Origin of the sequence: Streptomyces sp. NPDC046862 (genome assembly GCF_040704615.1) — a bacterium.
Classification (GTDB): domain Bacteria; phylum Actinomycetota; class Actinomycetes; order Streptomycetales; family Streptomycetaceae; genus Streptomyces.
The window spans coordinates 143,663-162,048 of sequence record NZ_JBEYXP010000018.1; the positions used below are offsets into that span (position 1 = coordinate 143,663).

The window sequence follows — 18,386 nt, forward strand, 5'->3', positions numbered from 1 at the left end:
CCCCGTACCGTGAACGCGCCCCTCAGCCCCCGTACCGTGCACGCAACCGTGCACGCACCCTCAGAACCCGTGCGGCAGCCACGGCGCCACGGCAGACGAGAAACCCACCGACGCCTCCGCCAGCGCACCCCGCCTGAGCTCCCGCACCCGCCCGGCCGCCGCCAGTGACGCCAGGCTCACCCCACCCAGATACACCGCCCCCAACTCCCGTACGGACAGGGCGAGATCAGCGGAGTCGTCGGTCCGCGCGCAGCTCGCGCCCTTCGCGTCACCCGTGAGCCGCCAACGCCCCTCGTTCCAGGGGCAGAACGCGTCCTCGACCTCGAACACCACGTCCACCGGCGCCTGGTACGTCCGCGCCTCCAGCGCCGCGCCCACCTCCACGAGCCGTACGTACAGCCCGTCCCGCATCCGCACCTGGCAGCGCCGGACGTCGGACACCATGTGCAGCCACGCCTCGTCGACCGGCCGTGCGTACGCGACGACCTTCGACGTGAGATCGATGTCGAAGAGGAACCGCCACAGGGCCGCGTGCGCGGCCGGGTCGAGGGCCTCCAGGTCCTTCAGGTGCACGGCGTTCCGGGCGCCGGAGTGGTCCCAGTCGCCCTTGATGCGGAAGCGGGTGTACCCCACGACCTCCCCTCCCCGCTCGGCCACCACGCACTGCAGCGGCGACTGCCCGCCCCGGTCGCTCTCCGGGTCCAGCAGCCCCAGCCGCTCCCAGCCGGGCTGCCGCGCCAGCATGCCCGGCCGCTCGGGCACCCGTCGCGCGTACACCGCCTCGCACGCGTCGGCCACCTCGGCCGGCGGCGCGTACCGCAGGTGTACGTCGTCGGTGCCGTGCGGCACGGACAGCCGTACGCGGGTGGTGTCCACCTCGACGTTGTACTGCTGCGTGGCGGCGCCGTAGCCGAACCGGCCGTAGATGACGGGCTCCGAGGCGGTCAGTACGGCGAGGGGCTCACCCCAGGAGCGGATGTCGTCCAACTGCCGCCGCATCATGGCCCGTAGTAGTCCGCGCCGCCGGTGCGTGGCCGCTACGCTCACCATCGTGATGCCCGCGGCCGGGACCGAGGCGCCGCCCGGAACGGTGACACGGAACGTGAACGCGCCCGCCGTGCCCACGCATTGGTCACCGTCCCAGACTCCGATGGCGCGGTCGTGTTCAGTAAGGTCGTCCCACAGCTCGCGTTCCTCGGCCGACTCGGCCACACCGCCGAACGCGCGGATGAGGTTGTCGTACCAAGCGTTCCAGTCGGTCTTCCGCAGCACCCGCAAGTCAGTCGCCATACGCCATGCCTACCAGGACAATCCGGACCGGGCGAGCCATTTTCGTCCGGCCCGGCGGAGGACCCGGGAGCCCGCTCCATGACGTCCCTCCGCCTGAGATCCGTGTGAGATTCGTCGTGAACCGGCCCTCGGAAGGGGGACAAGTAGGACCTCCCGTGCACAAGAGCTGGTCCGATCGATAAGGTCCCGAACAATGGCAGCAGGACGAGAGCGGCGCGCGGAGGCCGAGACGTTCACGGCCCGGTTGAAGAAACTGGCTCACCGGGTCCGCACCGGCGTGCGCAAATCCGCCGTCGACTACTTCCGGGGGGACGGCTCCGACTGGGTCGCCCTCGCCGGTCTGATGCTGCTGATCCCCCTGATCGCCGCGTGCACGATGGCCAACTCGGTGTGGGTGTCCCCGGCGGTCCTGGTCCTTCCGATCGTCGCGGGCGGCCTGCTGCTGCGCCCGGCCAGCCTGTTGGCCCTGTACGCGGCCGCCGCGACCGCGCTGATAGTGGAGTCCGTACAGCTCGGCCCGTACACGGAGGGTCCCTCGCGGGTGACGCCGGGCATCGTGCTCGTCGTCGCCGCCTGCGGCTTCTTCGGGCTCCTCATCGCGCAGTTCCGCAGCCGGGTCGGTGTTCCCTGGCGGCGGGGCGGCACGATGCTGTTCGACCTGCGCGAACGCATCCGGGTGCAGAGCAAGTTGCCGCAGCTGCCGTTGGGCTGGCACCGCGAGATGGCGCTGCGGCCGGCGGGCGGGCAGTCCTTTTCGGGCGACTTCGTGGTCGCGGCCCGTACGAACGGCGGCCGCACCCTGGAGGTCGTCCTCACGGACGTCTCGGGCAAGGGCATGGACGCGGGCTCGCGGGCACTGCTCCTCTCCGGTGCGTTCGGCGGCCTTCTGGGATCGCTCCCACCCCATGCCTTCCTCCCCGCCGCGAACGGCTACCTCCTCCGCCAGGACTGGGACGAGGGCTTCGCGACCTCGATCCACCTCGTCCTGGACCTGGACTCGGGCGACTACGAACTCTTCTCCGCCGGACACCCTCCGGGACTGCAACTCAGCGCGGGCAGCGGCCGCTGGGAGGAGAAGGCCGCGGAGGGTCCGCTGCTGGGCGTGTACGACGGCGCCCAGTTCGACCCGGTCAAGGGCTCTCTCCGGCCCGGCGACGTCCTGATGCTCTTCACGGACGGCCTGGTCGAGACCTCCGACCGGGACATCGTCGAAGGCATCGACCGCCTGACGGGCGAGGCCGACCGATATGTCGCCGGAGGTTTCCACGGCGCCGCCTGGCACCTCATCGAAGCTGTGGCCAAGGACGTGAACGACGACCGAGCCCTACTCCTGATCTCCCGAGAGGGCCCAACGGCTCCGCGCTGACATTTCAGCCCGTCCGGCGTTTGAGGACGAGGCCGTCAGGCCGATCGCGGGGGTCTGGGGGCGCAGCCCCCAGGGACAGGATGGGACGGGTAGGGGCGGCGGGGGCGGGAAACATCCCCCAGACCCCGCAGCCACCCCGCACCCTCGGACGCTCACCCCCGGACTCTCACCCCTGTCCCACCAACTCCGGCACCTCACTCTCGCTCTCCCGCCGCCCCGGAAGCACCCGTGCCAACCAGTGCGACCGAACCGCCGTCAGAGGCCCGAGGACGGCCAGCAGCAGCACATACCCGGCGATGAAGGGCGACAGCCGGTCATCCAGCCCCGCGCCCGCCGCCATCGTCGCGAGAATCAACGCGAACTCCCCCCGGGCCAGCAACGTCGTGGAGATGTTCGCCGTGGCCTCCGGCCCGAAGCCGTACACACGAGCCGCCCCCACTCCCGCCAGCACGTTCATCGCCAACGTCAGCGCCACCGCGGCCAGCACCGGCCACAGCACCGTCGGAAGGTCACCAGGATCGATCGAGAGCCCGAACGCGAAGAAGAAGATCGCCCCGAAGGCGTCCCGCAGCGGATGCACGAGCTTGCGTATCCGCACCCCCGACGCCGTGCTCCCGAGCATCAGACCCACCATGAACGCCCCGATCGCGTCGGCCACCCCGAACCACTCCGACACCCCGGCCACGAACACCGCCGCCCCGAGGAAGGAGATCACGAGCAACTCGTCGTCCCGCGTGGAGAACAGACGCCCCACCACACGCGTCCCGAACCGCGCCACCAACGCCAGGAGCAGCAGGAACCCGAACGCCTTGCCCGCGTCCAGCACCGCCGACGACAGTGAGTCCGCCCCGGACAGGATCGGCTGCAACGCCGCGAGGTAGAGGGCGAGGAATATGTCCTCGACCACGATGATCCCGAGGATCGGCTTCGTCTCCGGGTTGCCGAGCCGTCCCGTGTCCACGAGCACCTTGGTGACGATCGCGGACGACGAGATCCCGAGCACGCCGGCGAGGACCAGCGCCTCCGAGGTGCCCCACCCGAGGGCGAACCCGAAGCCCAGCCCCGCGCCCACGTTCAGCGCGAGGTAGGTGCCCCCGGAGAGCGCCATGCGACGGCCGCCCGCCTTGAGGTCGTCCAGGTGGAACTCGAGGCCCAGGTAGAAGAGCAGCAGCACCAGGCCGAGCGCGGAGAGCATCTCCATGTCGTGCGGGTCGGAGACGAGCACGACTCCGGGCGTGTGCGGGCCGAGCAGGATCCCGGCCAGGATGAAGAGGGGAATGGTGGGCAGTCCTATGCGCCCGCCGAGGCGTGCGAGGACAGCGGCGGCGAGGAAAGCGCCGCCCATGGCGATGAGGGTGTCTGCGTGTCCGATGGGCTCGTCCTCCAGTTCGGCCAGTGTGACTGGTCTGGCAAAGGAATCGTCAAGAACGCGTCAATAGTTACTTTACCAAAGTATCCCGGCGGTGCGACGAGTTATCCACAGCCCTCAGACTGGGCCCGTGACCCTGCTGACACTCGCCGAAGTCGAGGCCCTCGCCCGCGAGGCGCACGCCGCCCAGACCGACAAGGCCGGACGGCCCTACGCGGAACACCTGCGGGCCGTCGCCGAGGGCGTCCGTGCCCGTGGCGGTGACGAGGAGCAGATCGCGGCGGCCTGGCTGCACGACGCGGTGGAGGACGACGCGCTGTCGGAGGACTGGCTGCGCGGGGCCGCGCTGACGGACCGTACGAAGGACGTCGTGCGGGCGCTCACCAAGCGGCCGGGCGAAGACCCTCAGGCGTACGCGGCGCGCATCCTCGCCACTCCGGGCGCCCTGCTGGTCAAGGAGTCGGACCTGGCGCACAACGCCGATCCCGCCCGGCTCGCGGTCCTGGACGAGGCGACCCGCGCCCGGCTGGAGAAGAAGTACGCCCACATGCGAAGCCTCCTCGGCCTGACGACCGAGGAGGCGGGGGGCGCGGAGAAGGCTGGGCGCGAGGGAAGTTGAGCGGTCAGGCCTTGGCGTCGGCCTTGCCGGTCCTGCCGCCGGCCTTGCCGCGGTCGCGCGCGAGCTCTGTCGCGTCCCGCTTGAACGCCCACTCCATCTTGGGATCCATCGCGAACTTGAACATCCGCTGCACCGGCGGGGTGCACAGCGCGGTGATGATCGCGGTCGCGAGCACCGTGACGAAGATCTCGCCGACCGGCTGGTAGACCCAGTCGTAGGTGTCGTACCAGCCCCAGAAACGGGACCCCTTGGCGAGGAAGCCGTGCAGCAGGTAGCCGTACAGCGTGCCCGCGCCGAGCACCGTGAACCACATCTTGCGGCGCGGCACCCAGGCGAGGAAGCAGGCCGTGAGCACCATCGAGCAGCCGAAGAGCGCGAGCGTCATGATGACGCCGGCCCACCACGGAGAGCCCAACTCCTGTGCGCTGTCACGGTGGTAGAACCACGCCGAGGTCATGCGCGGCGCCGCCCAGTAGGCGACCGCCAGGGCGAGCGCGAACACCGGCACCGACAGGATCCGCACCTCGCGGCGCCGCATCAGCTGGAAGTGCTCGGGCTTCATGCACAGGCCCACGACGAAGAACGGCATGAACTGCAGCGCGCGCTGGAGGTCCAGGTCGTCGCCGATGTCGGGTGAGACGGAGGCGAGGACGGCGATGGCGAGCGCGAGCGGCACGGGCCAGCGCACGACCTTCCACAGCGGGGTCGTCATCCGCCACACGAACAGCGCGATCAGGAACCAGGTGAGGTACCACGGATCGAGCAGGCTGATCGGATGTCCGGGGTCGTCGTCGGCCCACTTCTTGAACAGCGAGTACGCGATCTCGAAGATCACGTACGGGACGGCGACGCCGGTGACCAGGCGACGGAGCCGGTCGGGGCGCATGTCGAAACTGCGCGAGAAGTAACCGGAGATGACGATGAACGCCGGCATGTGGAAGGTGTAGACGACCATGTAGAGCGCCTCGGCGGCACGGCTGTGGCCGGTGAGGGGCTGCCACGCGTGACCCATCGCGACGAGCACGATGGCCAGGTACTTGGCGTTGTCGAAGAACGCGTCGCGCTGTTTGACCGGTCTGGCGTCCGGCGCGGCGCCACTGGCCTCCGGCCGTGCTACGTGGGGGGAGCGCGGGCTCGGTACTGCGTCAGCCGACTGCTGAGCCGGCGACTGCTGAGCCGGGGGCAGCGGCGCCCTGGGGCCGTGCGGTCGCAGCGAGTTCGTCACAGACCCTCCCACCGGGAAGTCCGGGGAGTGGTCCGGGTACTCGCTGCGCGTGCGGGGGACGAGGCAGCGGTAAACATCTGAGGCACCCTAGCGTTGTCTGTGGGATTTAGTAAAACCTTCGACGTGATTGCTGTATTACCGGCTACGGGTACCCGGATTTGGGGAAGGGGTGCAGGTGATTGCTGTCACGCCAACGCGCCGTTTGCTGCCATTCTGTCCTCATTCTTCCGGACTAAATGGTGCATAACGTTCGCGGGCGACTCTGGTGAAATGTCCACTTTCTCAAGGCCCTTGATGCACCTGTGACAGCAATTCGAATTACCTGCGAACGAGATGTGTGTGCATCGAAATGATCACGTCGGAATTCACTGCGGGTGACCCCTCGAATTGCCGTGCGGTGTGCGGCGGTTGGGGGCGAGGGGGCGCGGGTCCACCACGGAGACCGGTCAACGTTGCCTCACGTGCCGCATAGGTGGGCCGGGTTGGTGGCACGATGGTTCCGACGGGGGTGCGCGGGGCCGGCACTCCCGGGCCGGGTGAGCGGACCGACCGAGGGTGTGATGAGTTGTGGCCATTTCGCTGTCAGTGGTGCTGCTGTTGGCGATCATCCTTGTGGTGTTGCTACGAGGAGGGAGCATCAAGGCCGGACCCGCGATCGTCGCCGTGCTCTTCGGCTTCTTCCTCGCCTCGACCGGCATGGCCGACGACATCCAGCGGTTCCTCAACTCGATAGCCGACACCATCAACTCGATTCAGTTCTAGCCGCGGACCCGGACCGGCAGGCCTGTTCGCGGCCACCCGGGGCCCGGACCGTCCTCGAGGGGCGCTCGGACGCCATCGCGCCGCGCCTCCGGCCGGTCACGCTCCGCGTCCGGTGGTCCCCGCTCCGCCGCACGACGAGGAAGCTCCCCTGACCGGTGCGACGGCAGGGGCGAGCTCGATCGCTCACGCGCCCCACGTGATCGCCGATGAAAACGCTCAGGGCCAGGCGGAGGAGAGAACCTCCGGCCTGGCCCTGAGCCGTGCAGAGCGGGCGACGGGAATCGAACCCGCGTAGCTAGTTTGGAAGACTAGGGCTCTACCATTGAGCTACGCCCGCACAGGTCGCGCCGCAGGTCAGATGACCGCGGCACTGGAGGCATCGTAGCGGGTCGGGCACCCTCGCCGCACACCCCGTTTCCCGGCCGCGCCGGTGCGGGGCCCTAGCTCGGGAAATGCGGCAGTCGCACTGCCTGCGGCCATGTACCCTACGTGTCGCACCAGACGGGGTGTGGCGCAGCTTGGTAGCGCGTCCGCTTTGGGAGCGGAAGGCCGTGGGTTCAAATCCCGCCACCCCGACCACCAGCCGGAACCCGCCACGGGGAACCCGGAGCGTCTCGCTCTTCTTTTGGGGGCGCGAACCGCCTGCGGTTACTATGCAAGCTGCGCGCCCGTGTGTCTGCACTGTTACGCCTCTCAGGGCCCGCGAATCCGCTGAGGCTCTGTTCCGGTCGTTTCGCACCGGCGGCAGCGCGCAGCAGAAACCCAAGAAGTCAGCCACAAGGAGACCGAACCGTGAAGAGCGCCGTGGAGACCCTGAACCCGACTCGGGTTCGGCTCACTGTCGAGGTGCCCTTCGAGGAGCTCAAGGACAGCCTCGACGCGGCGTACAAGAAGATCAACCAGCAGGTCACGGTGAAGGGCTTCCGCAAGGGCAAGATCCCGGCCCGGGTCATCGACCAGCGGTTCGGTCGGGGCGCCGTGCTGGAGGAGGCCGTCAACGACGCGCTTCCGAAGTTCTACACCGAGGCGGTCAACGAGGCCGAGCTGAACGTCCTCGGCCAGCCCGAGGTCGACATCACGGACCTGAAGGACGGCGAGACGCTGAACTTCACCGCCGAGGTCGACGTCCGCCCGACCATCGAGATCCCGGACTACTCCGGCATCGAGGTCGAGGTCGACGCCGTCGAGGTCACGGACGAGGACATCGCCGAGTCGGTCGAGCAGCTCCGTGAGCGCTTCGCCTCGACGTCCCCCGTCGAGCGTGCCGCCGAGGACGGCGACGTCGTGACGATCGACCTGGAGGCCAAGGTCGACGGCGAGGTGCTGGAGGACGGCGTCGCGAGCGGCGTCTCCTACACCATCGGCTCGGGCGAGCTGCTCGACGGCATCGACGACGCCGTGAAGGGCCTGGAGGCCGGTGGCGAGACCACCTTCACCTCCGAGCTCAAGGGCGGCTCGGCGGCCGGCAAGGAGGCCGAGGTGACGGTCAAGGTCACCCAGGTCGCCGCCCGGGAGCTGCCCGAGCTGGACGACGAGTTCGCGCAGCTCGCGTCCGAGTTCGACACGCTGGACGAGCTGAAGGCCGACAGCGTCAAGCGCCTCGAGAACATGAAGCAGTACGACCAGGCCACGCAGGCCCAGGAGCGCGTCCTGGAGAAGCTGCTGGAGCTCGTCGAGGTGCCCGTCCCCGAGAAGCTGCTCGAGGACGAGATCAACACCCGCAAGCACAACCTGGAGCACCACCAGCTCGGCCAGATGGGCCTCGACCTCGAGAAGTACCTGGAGCTCCAGGGCAAGACGGCCGAGGAGTTCGACGAGGAGACGCGCGAGGCCGCGGTCAAGGGCATCAAGACCCAGTTCGTCCTCGACGAGCTGGTCTCCAAGGAGAAGCTGAACGTCAACCAGGAGGAGCTGACGGAGCACCTGATGCGCCGCGCCGCCTCCTCCGGCATGTCCCCCGACCAGTTCGCCCAGGCGGTCGTCGAGGGCGGCCAGGTTCCGCTCCTCGTCGGCGAGGTCGCCCGCGGCAAGGCCCTGGCCCTGGTCGTCGAGGCCGCCACGGTCAAGGACACCAACGGCGAGGTCGTCGACCTGGACGACGAGGACGAGGAGGAGACGGAGGACTCCGCGGAGGCCTCCGCCGAGACCCCGGCCGAGGCCGCGGAGGGCTCCGCCGAGAGCCCGGCCCAGGACAAGCCCGAGGCCTGACCTCCCCGGCACCCGTAGCACACCCCTGACGGGCCCCGAGAGCGCACCTGCGCCTCTCGGGGCCCGTCGGCGTCCCCGTCCGACGCTCGTACGCGCGGCGGGCCGTACGCGGCCTTCCCGCCGTGGGGAGGGCGGCTCGGGTCCGTACGCGGTCGTGGGCGCGCCGGGGGTCTGAGTGAGGGCTCGGGTTGGTACGGGGTCGGGAGTGTGCCGGGGGTCTCCGTACGCGGCCTTCCCGCCGTGAGGGGCGCCTCGGGCCTGTCCTGTACGGGGTCGGGGGCGCGCCGCGGGGCCTCCGTCCTCGGTCCGGCGGTGCTGTGGGTGGGGCAAGGGCTCGGCGGCGGACGCCGTCCCCTGCGGGCGGACACCTCCCGGCACCCCTTTGGTGCGTATGCGGCTGCGGGCCGGCGGCGGTGTACGGGCATCGCCAACGGTGTGTACGGGGCCGACGGTGCCTACGGGGCACGGGGCACGGGGCTGTCGGGCGCGCCCACGTGCTTTTCAGGGGCGCGGGGAACTGCGCGACAAGCCACAACGAACCCGCACCCGCCCACGAACAAAAACCCGGCAGACGAGAACCGCCGACGGGGGCCCGGGGCGGAGCCCCGCGAGGACGCCCCCACGCAACAGCACCGCTCAAGGCCCGGGCGCACCCACACCCCCGCCCACCCAGCGGAGCGCATGCGCTGACAGCGAACAGTTCCCTCTCCGGGATTCCCCGGAGGGACCCGCGCGTTAGGGTCCATGAATACGAGGGCAGGGGAGTCCCCGGAGCCGCCCCGGCAGGGGCGAACACGGGGTCCCAGGCCCCAGCAGAAGACGTGAGACGGCCCGGCGCCGTCGTAAAGACGAGCAGGTGGATACGTGACGAATCTGATGCCCTCCGCCGCTGAGCCTTCCATCGGTGGTGGCCTCGGCGACCAGGTCTACAACCGGCTGCTCGGCGAGCGGATCATCTTCCTCGGCCAGCCGGTCGACGACGACATTGCCAACAAGATCACCGCGCAGTTGCTGCTCCTTGCCGCCGACCCGGACAAGGACATCAACCTGTACATCAACAGCCCCGGCGGCTCGATCACGGCCGGTATGGCGATCTACGACACCATGCAGTTCATCAAGAACGACGTGGTGACCATCGCCATGGGCCTCGCCGCCTCCATGGGCCAGTTCCTGCTCAGCGCGGGCACGCCGGGCAAGCGCTTCGCGCTGCCCAACGCCGAGATCCTGATCCACCAGCCCTCCGCCGGTCTCGCCGGTTCGGCCTCCGACATCAAGATCCACGCCGAGCGGCTGCTGCACACCAAGAAGCGCATGGCCGAGCTCACGGCGCACCACACCGGCCAGTCGGTCGAGCAGATCACCCGCGACTCCGACCGCGACCGCTGGTTCGACGCCTACGAGGCCAAGGACTACGGCCTCATCGACGAGGTCATCACGCACGCCGCCAGCTTGCCGGGCGGCGGCGGCACCGGGGCGGCGTAGCCGGCGCACGCCGGGCGCGAGCCGGAGTCCGCGCACCGGCGCACGACTCCGCGCAGTTGTACGGACTGTACGGACCGCATAGGCGGTACGGACCGTACAGCGGAGCCGGGCCCACGCGACCACGTACGACGACGTGACGACGGGCCGGGGCGGGACAACGCACCAAGGGATCCCGACCCCGATCCCGATCACCGGGACGACGTACGACGATGGAAGCGAGGGGACCGCGGCCCCGTACGACGGCGCGCAGCCGGCACAGCACGACGCTCCAGCGCCCCGGCGACCCCGCACAGCCCAGACCCCCAAGCCGACCGCCTCAGCCCCTTTCAGGCTCCCAGGAGACCACAGTGAACGACTTCCCCGGCAGCGGCCTCTACGACCGTGTGCAGGCCGAGTACACCGGCCCCCGCGCCGAGTCCCGTTACGTCATCCCCCGCTTCGTCGAGCGCACCTCCCAGGGCGTGCGTGAGTACGACCCGTACGCGAAGCTGTTCGAGGAGCGCGTGATCTTCCTCGGCGTGCAGATCGACGACGCCTCCGCCAACGACGTCATGGCGCAGCTGCTGTGCCTGGAGTCGATGGACCCCGACCGTGACATCTCGGTCTACATCAACAGCCCGGGCGGCTCCTTCACCGCGCTCACGGCCATCTACGACACGATGCAGTTCGTGAAGCCGGACATCCAGACGGTCTGCATGGGCCAGGCCGCCTCCGCGGCCGCCGTCCTGCTGGCCGCCGGTACGCCCGGCAAGCGCATGGCGCTGCCGAACGCCCGCGTGCTGATCCACCAGCCGTACAGTGAGACCGGCCGTGGCCAGGTCTCCGACCTGGAGATCGCCGCCAACGAGATCCTGCGGATGCGCTCGCAGCTGGAGGAGATGCTGGCCAAGCACTCCACCACGGCGATCGAGAAGATCCGCGAGGACATCGAGCGCGACAAGATCCTCACGGCCGAGGACGCCCTGTCGTACGGCCTGATCGACCAGATCATCTCCACCCGGAAGATGAACAACGAGACCGTCCGCTGACGCGGACCCTGTATCGTCTGCCGCCCCTTGGCATGGTTTGGCCCAGTGCACGTCAAAGCGAACCGTGCCAAGGGGGGCCCGAACGAGGGGCCCGGCAAGGTACCGTCGGACATAAGGCAGCACCAGGAGCCGCTGGACCTAGGCGTCTCCCAGGCGAAGGGGAAGCACACCGTGGCACGCATCGGTGACGGCGGCGATCTGCTCAAGTGCTCGTTCTGCGGCAAGAGCCAGAAGCAGGTCAAGAAGCTCATCGCAGGCCCCGGTGTGTACATCTGCGACGAGTGCATCGATCTCTGCAACGAGATCATCGAGGAAGAACTCGCGGAGACCAGTGAGGTCCGCTGGGAGGAACTCCCGAAGCCCCGCGAGATCTACGAGTTCCTCGAGGGGTACGTCGTCGGCCAGGAGGCCGCGAAGAAGGCCCTCTCGGTCGCGGTGTACAACCACTACAAGCGCGTCCAGGCCGGCGAGAACGGCGGGGCGAACGGCCGTGACGACGCCATCGAGTTGGCGAAGTCCAACATCCTGCTGCTCGGCCCCACGGGCTCGGGCAAGACACTGCTGGCCCAGACCCTGGCCCGCATGCTCAACGTCCCGTTCGCCATCGCCGACGCGACGGCGCTGACGGAGGCGGGGTACGTCGGCGAGGACGTCGAGAACATCCTGCTGAAGCTCATCCAGGCGGCCGACTACGACGTCAAGAAGGCCGAGACCGGGATCATCTACATCGACGAGATCGACAAGGTGGCCCGCAAGAGCGAGAACCCGTCCATCACCCGGGACGTGTCGGGCGAGGGCGTGCAACAGGCCCTGCTGAAGATCCTGGAGGGCACGACGGCCTCCGTCCCGCCCCAGGGTGGACGCAAGCACCCGCACCAGGAGTTCATCCAGATCGACACGACGAACGTCCTGTTCATCGTGGGCGGCGCCTTCGCGGGCCTGGAGAAGCTCATCGAGTCGCGGGCGGGCGCGAAGGGCATCGGCTTCGGCGCGACCATCCGCTCCAAGCGCGAGCTGGAGTCCAAGGACCAGTTCGAGGACGTCATGCCCGAGGACCTGGTCAAGTTCGGCATGATCCCCGAGTTCATCGGCCGTCTGCCCGTCATCACCTCGGTCCACAACCTCGACCGCAAGGCCCTCCTGCAGATCCTGGTCGAGCCGCGCAACGCACTGGTGAAGCAGTACCAGCGCCTCTTCGAACTCGACGGCGTGGAGCTGGACTTCGAGCGCGAGGCCCTGGAAGCCATCGCCGACCAGGCCATCCTCCGCCAGACCGGCGCCCGCGGCCTGCGCGCCATCATGGAGGAAGTCCTCCAGGCGGTCATGTACGAGGTCCCGTCCCGCAAGGACGTGGCCCGCGTGGTCATCACGGCGGACGTCGTCCTGTCGAACGTGAACCCGACCCTGATCCCACGCGACGCCCGCGGCCGCGGCTCGGGCGAACAGAAGACGGCGTAGCGGCCGCCGCGCAGGCGCACAGCCACAGGCACAGACGAAGGGGCCCCGGTCAACCGACCGGGGCCCCTTCGCAGTTGAGCAGTCGCTGTCGAGCAGTCGCCGAAGAACAGTGGCCGTCGAGCAGTCGTTCCGCCGGGTCAGGCCTTGACGCGGACTTCCTTGCGGAGCTTGGCGGCTGTCTCCGCCGTCTCGTTCGGGTCCGCGGCCTTGCCCGCCGCGAGGTCCGAGTACTCCATGGGCATCACGAAGCCGAGCGTGCTGTGGTCGCCCCACACGCAGTAGACGACGTTCATCTCGCTCGGGCCGCCCGACGTCCCCGAGTCCGGCAACTTCCCCTTGGCCTTCTGGCACTTCATGACGGCGCCGTCGAGCGAGCTCGGCGTGTACTCCTGCGGCTCGCCCTCGAAGGTGATGTCCTCCTTCTCGGCCTCCGCCTTCTGCATGGTGAAGAACCCGTCGACCGCCTTCTCCGGGTCCTCGATGTCGCCGTAGATGCCGCCGAAGGTGAGCATCTTCCCGGCCAGCGGGTTGCTCGTGTCCTGCCCCGCCTGGTAGTTGGCGCTCACGTCCTTGGGGTTCTTGATGCCCCAGCCCTCGGCCGTCTTCAGGTCGCTGGAGCTCATGCCGTCACCGCTGTTGGAGGACTTCTTGTACTCGCCGAGCACGGTCTGCGGCGTCGTCAGCTTGTGCGGACCGTCGTCCGCGATGTCCGACCCGCCGCCGCTGCCGCCCGAGCCGAGCACGAAGTACGCACCCACGGCGATCGCGGCCACGACGGCCACCGCGCCGATGATGAGGCCCGTCTTCTTGCCGCCACCGGGAGCCGGCGGCTGGGGAACCCCGTAGGGCTGCTGGCCGTAGGGCGGCTGCTGACCGTACGGAGGCTGCTGGCCGTAGGGCTGCTGCTGCGGTGCACCCTGGGGGGCCTGCTGGGGGTACCCGTACCCGGGCTGAGCGGGCGGCGCGGGCGGCGGCGCCTGCTGCGGGTAGCCGTAGCCGGGCTGGGCGGGCGGAGCCTGCGGCGGCTGGCCGTAGGGGCCCGGCTGGCCGTACGGTCCAGGCTGCTGGGGTGGCTGCCCGCCGTACGGGCCCGGCTGGTTGTAGCTCATTTCTGGGTTCCCCTCCAGATATTTATGTTTCGCCGACATCCTGACGCAGACCGGTAGCGCGCGTTCCATCGGGGCCCCCACCGTTACAGAACAAACGCGTTTCGGGACTGCCCCGTGACACCCCTAAACTGAGCCCGTGACCGAGAACGCTCAGCAGCAGCCCACAGCGCCCAGCACCGAACTGCCGACCCAGTACGCGCCGGCCGAGGTAGAGGGGAAGCTGTACGAGCGCTGGGTAGAGCGGGGTTACTTCACCGCCGACGCGAAGAGCGACAAGCCGCCGTACACCATCGTCATCCCGCCGCCGAACGTCACCGGCAGCCTGCACCTGGGCCACGCCTTCCAGCACACGCTCATGGACGCCCTCACGCGCCGCAAGCGCATGCAGGGCTACGAGTCGCTGTGGCTGCCGGGCATGGACCACGCCGGCATCGCCACCCAGAACAAGGTCGAGCAGCAGCTCGCCGAGGAGGGCAAGTCCCGCCACGACCTGGGGCGCGAGGAGTTCGTCGAGCGCGTCTGGCAGTGGAAGGAGGAGTACGGCGGCAAGATCCTCGGCCAGATGCGGCGCCTCGGCGACGGCGTCGACTGGGACCGCGAGCGGTTCACGATGGACGAGGGCCTGTCCAAGGCCGTCCTCACCATCTTCAAGCGGCTGTACGAGGACGAGCTGATCTACCGCGCCGAGCGCATCATCAACTGGTGCCCGCGCTGTCTGACGGCCATCTCGGACATCGAGGTGGAGTACCAGGAGGACGACGGCGAGCTCGTCTCCATCAAGTACGGGGAGGGGGAGGAGACCCTCGTCGTCGCCACCACCCGTGCCGAGACGATGCTCGGTGACACCGCCGTCGCCGTTCACCCCGACGACGAGCGCTACCGGCACCTGATCGGCAAGCGGATCAAGCTGCCGCTCACCGACCGCTCCATCCCGGTCGTCGCGGACACGCACGTCGACCCCGAGTTCGGCACGGGTGCCGTCAAGGTCACCCCGGCCCACGACCCGAACGACTTCGCGATCGGCCAGCGCCACGGCCTGGAGTCCATCACGATCATGGACGAGCGGGCGGTCATCACCGCCCACGGCCCCTTCCAGGGACTGGACCGCTTCGAGGCCCGGTCCTCCATCGTCGCCGCGCTGCGCTCGCAGGGCCGGATCGTCGCCGAGAAGCGCCCGTACGTCCACTCCGTCGGCCACTGCTCGCGCTGCAAGACCACCATCGAGCCGCGCCTGTCGATGCAGTGGTGGGTCAAGGTCGGCCCGCTGGCGCAGGCCGCCGGTGACGCCGTCCGCGACGGGCGCGTCAAGATCCACCCCGAGGACATGTCGAAGCGCTACTTCGACTGGGTCGACAACATGCACGACTGGTGCATCTCGCGCCAGCTGTGGTGGGGCCACAGGATCCCCGTCTGGTACGGCCCGGACGGTGAGGTCGTCTGCGTCGGCCCCGACGAGGAGCCGCCCGGTACCGAGGCCGAGGGCTGGAAGCAGGACACCGACGTCCTCGACACCTGGTTCTCCTCCGGCCTGTGGCCGTTCTCCACGCTCGGCTGGCCCGAGAAGACCCCGGACCTCGCGAAGTTCTACTCGACCGACGTCCTGCTGACCGGCCACGACATCATCTTCTTCTGGGTCGCCCGGATGATGATGTTCGGCCTGTACGCGATGGACGGCGAGGTTCCGTTCCGCACCATCGCGCTGACCGGCCTGGTCCGCGACGAGCGCGGCAAGAAGATGTCGAAGTCGTTCGGCAACGTCGTCGACCCGCTCGACTGGATGGACACCTACGGCTCCGACGCGCTCCGCTTCACACTCGCGCGCGGCGCCAACCCCGGCACCGACGTCCCGATCGGCGAGGACTGGGTCCAGGCGTCCCGCAACTTCGCCAACAAGATCTGGAACGCCACGCGCTTCGCGCTGATGAACGGCGCGACGGTTCAGGGCGAGCTGCCGGCCGCCGAGAAGCTCTCCGCCACCGACCGCTGGATCCTCTCCCGCCTGAACGAGACGGTCGAGCAGGTCGACGCGTACTACGAGGACTTCCAGTTCGCCAAGCTCAGCGACGCCCTGTTCCACTTCGCCTGGGACGAGGTCTTCGACTGGTACGTCGAGCTGTCCAAGACCACGTTCCAGGCGGGCGGCGAGGCGGCCGAGGCCAGCAAGCGCGTCCTCGGCGAGGTCCTGGACGTCACCCTGAAGCTGCTCCACCCGATCGTCCCGTTCGTCACGGACACCCTGTGGACGACCCTGACGGGCGGCGAGTCCCTGGTCATCGCCGACTGGCCGAAGGCTGTGTTTGTTCCTGGCGCTGACGCGCCGGGCGGCTTCCGCGACGAGGCCGCCGAGCGGGAGATCGAGACCCTCCAGTCCGTCATCACCGAGGTCCGCCGTTTCCGCGCCGACCAGGGCCTGCAGCCCGGCCAGCGCGTCCCGGCCCGCCTCACCCTCGACGGCACGCCGCTGGCGCCCCACGAGGCCGCCATCCGCCAACTGCTCCGGCTCCAGCCGGAGGGCGAGGGCTTCGCGGCGACGGCCACCCTGCCGGTGGCGGGCGCCGAGGTCGCGCTGGACCTCTCCGGCGTCATCGACGTGGCCGCCGAGCGCAAGCGGCTCGCGAAGGACCTCGCGGCCGCCGAGAAGGAGAAGAGCCAGGCCACGGCCAAGCTCGGCAACGAGGCGTTCCTCGCGAAGGCTCCGGACCAGGTCGTGGAGAAGATCCGCACGCGGCTCGCGAAGGCGGACGAGGACATCGCCAGGATCCAGGCACAGCTGGAGCGCCTGCCGCAGGCGTAGCCGTTCGTAGCACGTACGCCCGTACGGCACGCCCGTACGGACGTACGGCTGTACGCCGTCGAAGGCCCCCGAGCCACCAGGTTCCGGGGGCCTTCACCTCAGCGACACAGCCGCCTCAAGCCTCTGTCAGTCCGCGTCCGTAGACTGGCCCCGTGAGTGAGCTCCCCCCGCACGACAGCAGTGAGCAGCCCGACCCCGTCGACTCCTTCGAGGAGATCATCGCGGCCGAGACGGACCGCGATCCCGATCTCGCGGTGATCGAGGCCGGCAGCCGTACCCTGCGCGCACAGGGCGGACCGCCGCAGGGCGACGTCCCTGCGCGGCCCGCCGACCCCGAGGTCGACAAGGCCCTGCGCGAGGTCGAGGCGGAACTGGCCACGCGCTGGGGCGAGACCAAGCTGGAGCCGTCGGTCACGCGGATCGCGGCGTTGATGGACGTGCTGGGCGAGCCGCAGCGGTCGTACCCGTCGATCCACATCACCGGAACCAACGGCAAGACGTCCACGGCCCGCATGATCGAGGCCCTGCTGGGCGCCTTCGAGCTGCGCACCGGCCGCTACACGTCGCCCCACGTCCAGTCGATCACCGAGCGGATCAGCCTGGACGGCTCCCCGGTGGAGGCCGAGCGCTTCATCGAGACGTACCAGGACATCAAGCCGTACATCGAGATGGTGGACGGCTCGCAGGAGTACCGCCTGTCCTTCTTCGAGGTGCTCACGGGCATGGCGTACGCGGCCTTCGCGGACGCGCCCGTGGACGTGGCCGTCGTCGAGGTGGGCATGGGCGGCACCTGGGATGCCACCAACGTCATCGACGCCGACGTGGCCGTCGTGACCCCCATAGACCTCGACCACACCGACCGGCTCGGCACCACGCCCGGTGAGATCGCCGGCGAGAAGGCGGGCGTCATCAAGCAGGACGCGACCGTGATCATGGCGCAGCAGCCCGTGGACGCGGCGCAGGTGCTGCTGAAGAGGGCCGTCGAGGTGGACGCGACCGTGGCCCGGGAGGGCCTGGAGTTCGGGGTCGTCGGCCGGCAGGTCGCGGTCGGCGGACAGCTGGTGACGCTGCGCGGGCTCGGCGGGGAGTACGAGGAGGTGTTCCTGCCGCTGCACGGCCCCTACCAGGCGCACAACGCGGCGGTGGCGCTGGCCGCCGTGGAGGCGTTCTTCGGCGTGGGCTCCCAGCGGCCGGAGCGGCTCGACATCGACACGGTCCGCAAGGCGTTCGCGTCGGTGGCCACTCCGGGCCGCCTGGAGGTCGTACGGCGCTCTCCGACGGTCGTCCTGGACGCCGCCCACAATCCCGCGGGAGCGCGGGCCACGGCGGAGGCCGTGAGCGAGGCGTTCGACTTCAGCCGGCTGATCGGGGTCGTGGGCGCGAGCGGCGACAAGAACGTGCGGGGGCTGCTGGAGGCCTTCGAGCCGATCTTCGCGGAAGTCGTGATCACGCAGAACTCCAGCCATCGCGCGATGGACGTGGACGAGCTGGCCGCCATCGCCGTGGAGGTGTTCGGCGACGAGCGCGTGCAGGTGGAGCCGCGGCTCGACGACGCCCTGGAAGCGGCGGTCACGCTCGCCGAGGAGGAGGGCGAGTACGCGGGTGGCGGCGTCCTCGTCACCGGGTCCGTGATCACCGTCGGCGAGGCCCGACTGCTGCTGGGGAGGGGCTGAGTC

13 protein-coding genes and 2 tRNA genes are annotated in these 18,386 nt (G+C 69.4%); 10 read left to right on the forward strand and 5 right to left on the reverse strand.

The window, feature by feature from the left end; all coding sequences use genetic code 11:
* Nucleotides 1-60 precede the first annotated feature (60 nt).
* Nucleotides 61-1,290, reverse strand: coding sequence for a GNAT family N-acetyltransferase (locus AB0959_RS21635; protein ID WP_366828055.1), 1,230 nt, complete (start codon nt 1,288-1,290; stop codon nt 61-63).
* A 193-nt stretch (nt 1,291-1,483) separates the two neighbouring features.
* Between AB0959_RS21635 and AB0959_RS21640 the strand changes: the two genes are divergently transcribed.
* On the forward strand, nt 1,484-2,656 hold the full coding sequence (locus AB0959_RS21640; RefSeq protein ID WP_152778136.1) for a PP2C family protein-serine/threonine phosphatase: 1,173 nt from the start codon (nt 1,484-1,486) through the stop codon (nt 2,654-2,656).
* Nucleotides 2,657-2,822: 166 nt separating this feature from the next.
* On the opposite strand, the gene AB0959_RS21645 is transcribed toward AB0959_RS21640, so the two are convergent.
* Nucleotides 2,823-4,001, reverse strand: a complete 1,179-nt coding sequence (locus tag AB0959_RS21645; RefSeq protein WP_366828056.1) for a cation:proton antiporter — start codon at nt 3,999-4,001, stop codon at nt 2,823-2,825.
* A gap of 163 nt (nt 4,002-4,164) precedes the next feature.
* On the opposite strand from AB0959_RS21645, the gene AB0959_RS21650 reads away from it, so the two are divergent.
* On the forward strand, nt 4,165-4,644 hold the full coding sequence (locus tag AB0959_RS21650) for an HD domain-containing protein (RefSeq protein WP_366828091.1): 480 nt from the start codon (nt 4,165-4,167) through the stop codon (nt 4,642-4,644).
* Nucleotides 4,645-4,648: 4 nt separating this feature from the next.
* Here AB0959_RS21650 and AB0959_RS21655 read toward each other — a convergent pair whose 3' ends face one another.
* A complete protein-coding gene (locus AB0959_RS21655) occupies nt 4,649-5,869 on the reverse strand; it encodes an acyltransferase family protein (protein ID WP_366828057.1) in 1,221 nt (406 codons plus the stop codon).
* Between the two features lie 567 nt (nt 5,870-6,436).
* On the opposite strand from AB0959_RS21655, the gene AB0959_RS21660 reads away from it, so the two are divergent.
* Nucleotides 6,437-6,631, forward strand: coding sequence for a hypothetical protein (locus AB0959_RS21660; RefSeq protein WP_053130833.1), 195 nt, complete (start codon nt 6,437-6,439; stop codon nt 6,629-6,631).
* A 266-nt stretch (nt 6,632-6,897) separates the two neighbouring features.
* On the opposite strand, the gene AB0959_RS21665 is transcribed toward AB0959_RS21660, so the two are convergent.
* A tRNA-Gly gene (locus tag AB0959_RS21665) sits at nt 6,898-6,968 on the reverse strand.
* A gap of 165 nt (nt 6,969-7,133) precedes the next feature.
* Here AB0959_RS21665 and AB0959_RS21670 point away from each other — a divergent pair.
* The 5 genes from AB0959_RS21670 (at nt 7,134) to clpX (ending at nt 12,807) form a co-directional block, all read left to right on the forward strand.
* A tRNA-Pro gene (locus tag AB0959_RS21670) sits at nt 7,134-7,210 on the forward strand.
* A gap of 213 nt (nt 7,211-7,423) precedes the next feature.
* The gene (tig, locus tag AB0959_RS21675; RefSeq protein WP_366828058.1) at nt 7,424-8,839 is read left to right on the forward strand and encodes a trigger factor; all 1,416 of its coding nucleotides are present in this window, start codon (nt 7,424-7,426) and stop codon (nt 8,837-8,839) included.
* An 864-nt stretch (nt 8,840-9,703) separates the two neighbouring features.
* Nucleotides 9,704-10,321 (forward strand): ATP-dependent Clp protease proteolytic subunit, encoded by a 618-nt coding sequence (locus tag AB0959_RS21680; RefSeq protein ID WP_366828059.1) that lies wholly within the window; start codon nt 9,704-9,706, stop codon nt 10,319-10,321.
* Between the two features lie 347 nt (nt 10,322-10,668).
* On the forward strand, nt 10,669-11,349 hold the full coding sequence (locus AB0959_RS21685) for an ATP-dependent Clp protease proteolytic subunit (RefSeq protein WP_366828060.1): 681 nt from the start codon (nt 10,669-10,671) through the stop codon (nt 11,347-11,349).
* 171 nt (nt 11,350-11,520) lie between these two features.
* Complete coding sequence (clpX, locus tag AB0959_RS21690; protein ID WP_366828062.1) at nt 11,521-12,807, forward strand: ATP-dependent Clp protease ATP-binding subunit ClpX; 1,287 nt, start codon at nt 11,521-11,523, stop codon at nt 12,805-12,807.
* A gap of 137 nt (nt 12,808-12,944) precedes the next feature.
* Here the strand turns inward: clpX and AB0959_RS21695 are convergent, their stop codons facing one another.
* Entirely contained in the window at nt 12,945-13,916 is a 972-nt protein-coding gene (locus AB0959_RS21695; RefSeq protein WP_366828063.1) for a hypothetical protein, read from the reverse strand.
* Between the two features lie 136 nt (nt 13,917-14,052).
* On the opposite strand from AB0959_RS21695, the gene AB0959_RS21700 reads away from it, so the two are divergent.
* Together AB0959_RS21700 and AB0959_RS21705 are read left to right on the forward strand one after the other, a co-directional pair.
* A complete protein-coding gene (locus AB0959_RS21700; protein ID WP_366828064.1) occupies nt 14,053-16,710 on the forward strand; it encodes a valine--tRNA ligase in 2,658 nt (885 codons plus the stop codon).
* A 152-nt stretch (nt 16,711-16,862) separates the two neighbouring features.
* On the forward strand, nt 16,863-18,383 hold the full coding sequence (locus AB0959_RS21705) for a folylpolyglutamate synthase/dihydrofolate synthase family protein (RefSeq protein ID WP_366828065.1): 1,521 nt from the start codon (nt 16,863-16,865) through the stop codon (nt 18,381-18,383).
* The last annotated feature ends 3 nt before the right edge of the window (nt 18,384-18,386 follow it).

Coding starts and splice junctions, on each gene's coding strand:
- AB0959_RS21635 (WP_366828055.1), bottom strand. CDS start 1,290: ATGGCGACTGACTTGCGGGTGCTGCGGAAGACCGACTGGAACGCTTGG.
- AB0959_RS21640 (WP_152778136.1), top strand. CDS start 1,484: ATGGCAGCAGGACGAGAGCGGCGCGCGGAGGCCGAGACGTTCACGGCC.
- AB0959_RS21645 (WP_366828056.1), bottom strand. CDS start 4,001: ATGGGCGGCGCTTTCCTCGCCGCCGCTGTCCTCGCACGCCTCGGCGGG.
- AB0959_RS21695 (WP_366828063.1), bottom strand. CDS start 13,916: ATGAGCTACAACCAGCCGGGCCCGTACGGCGGGCAGCCACCCCAGCAG.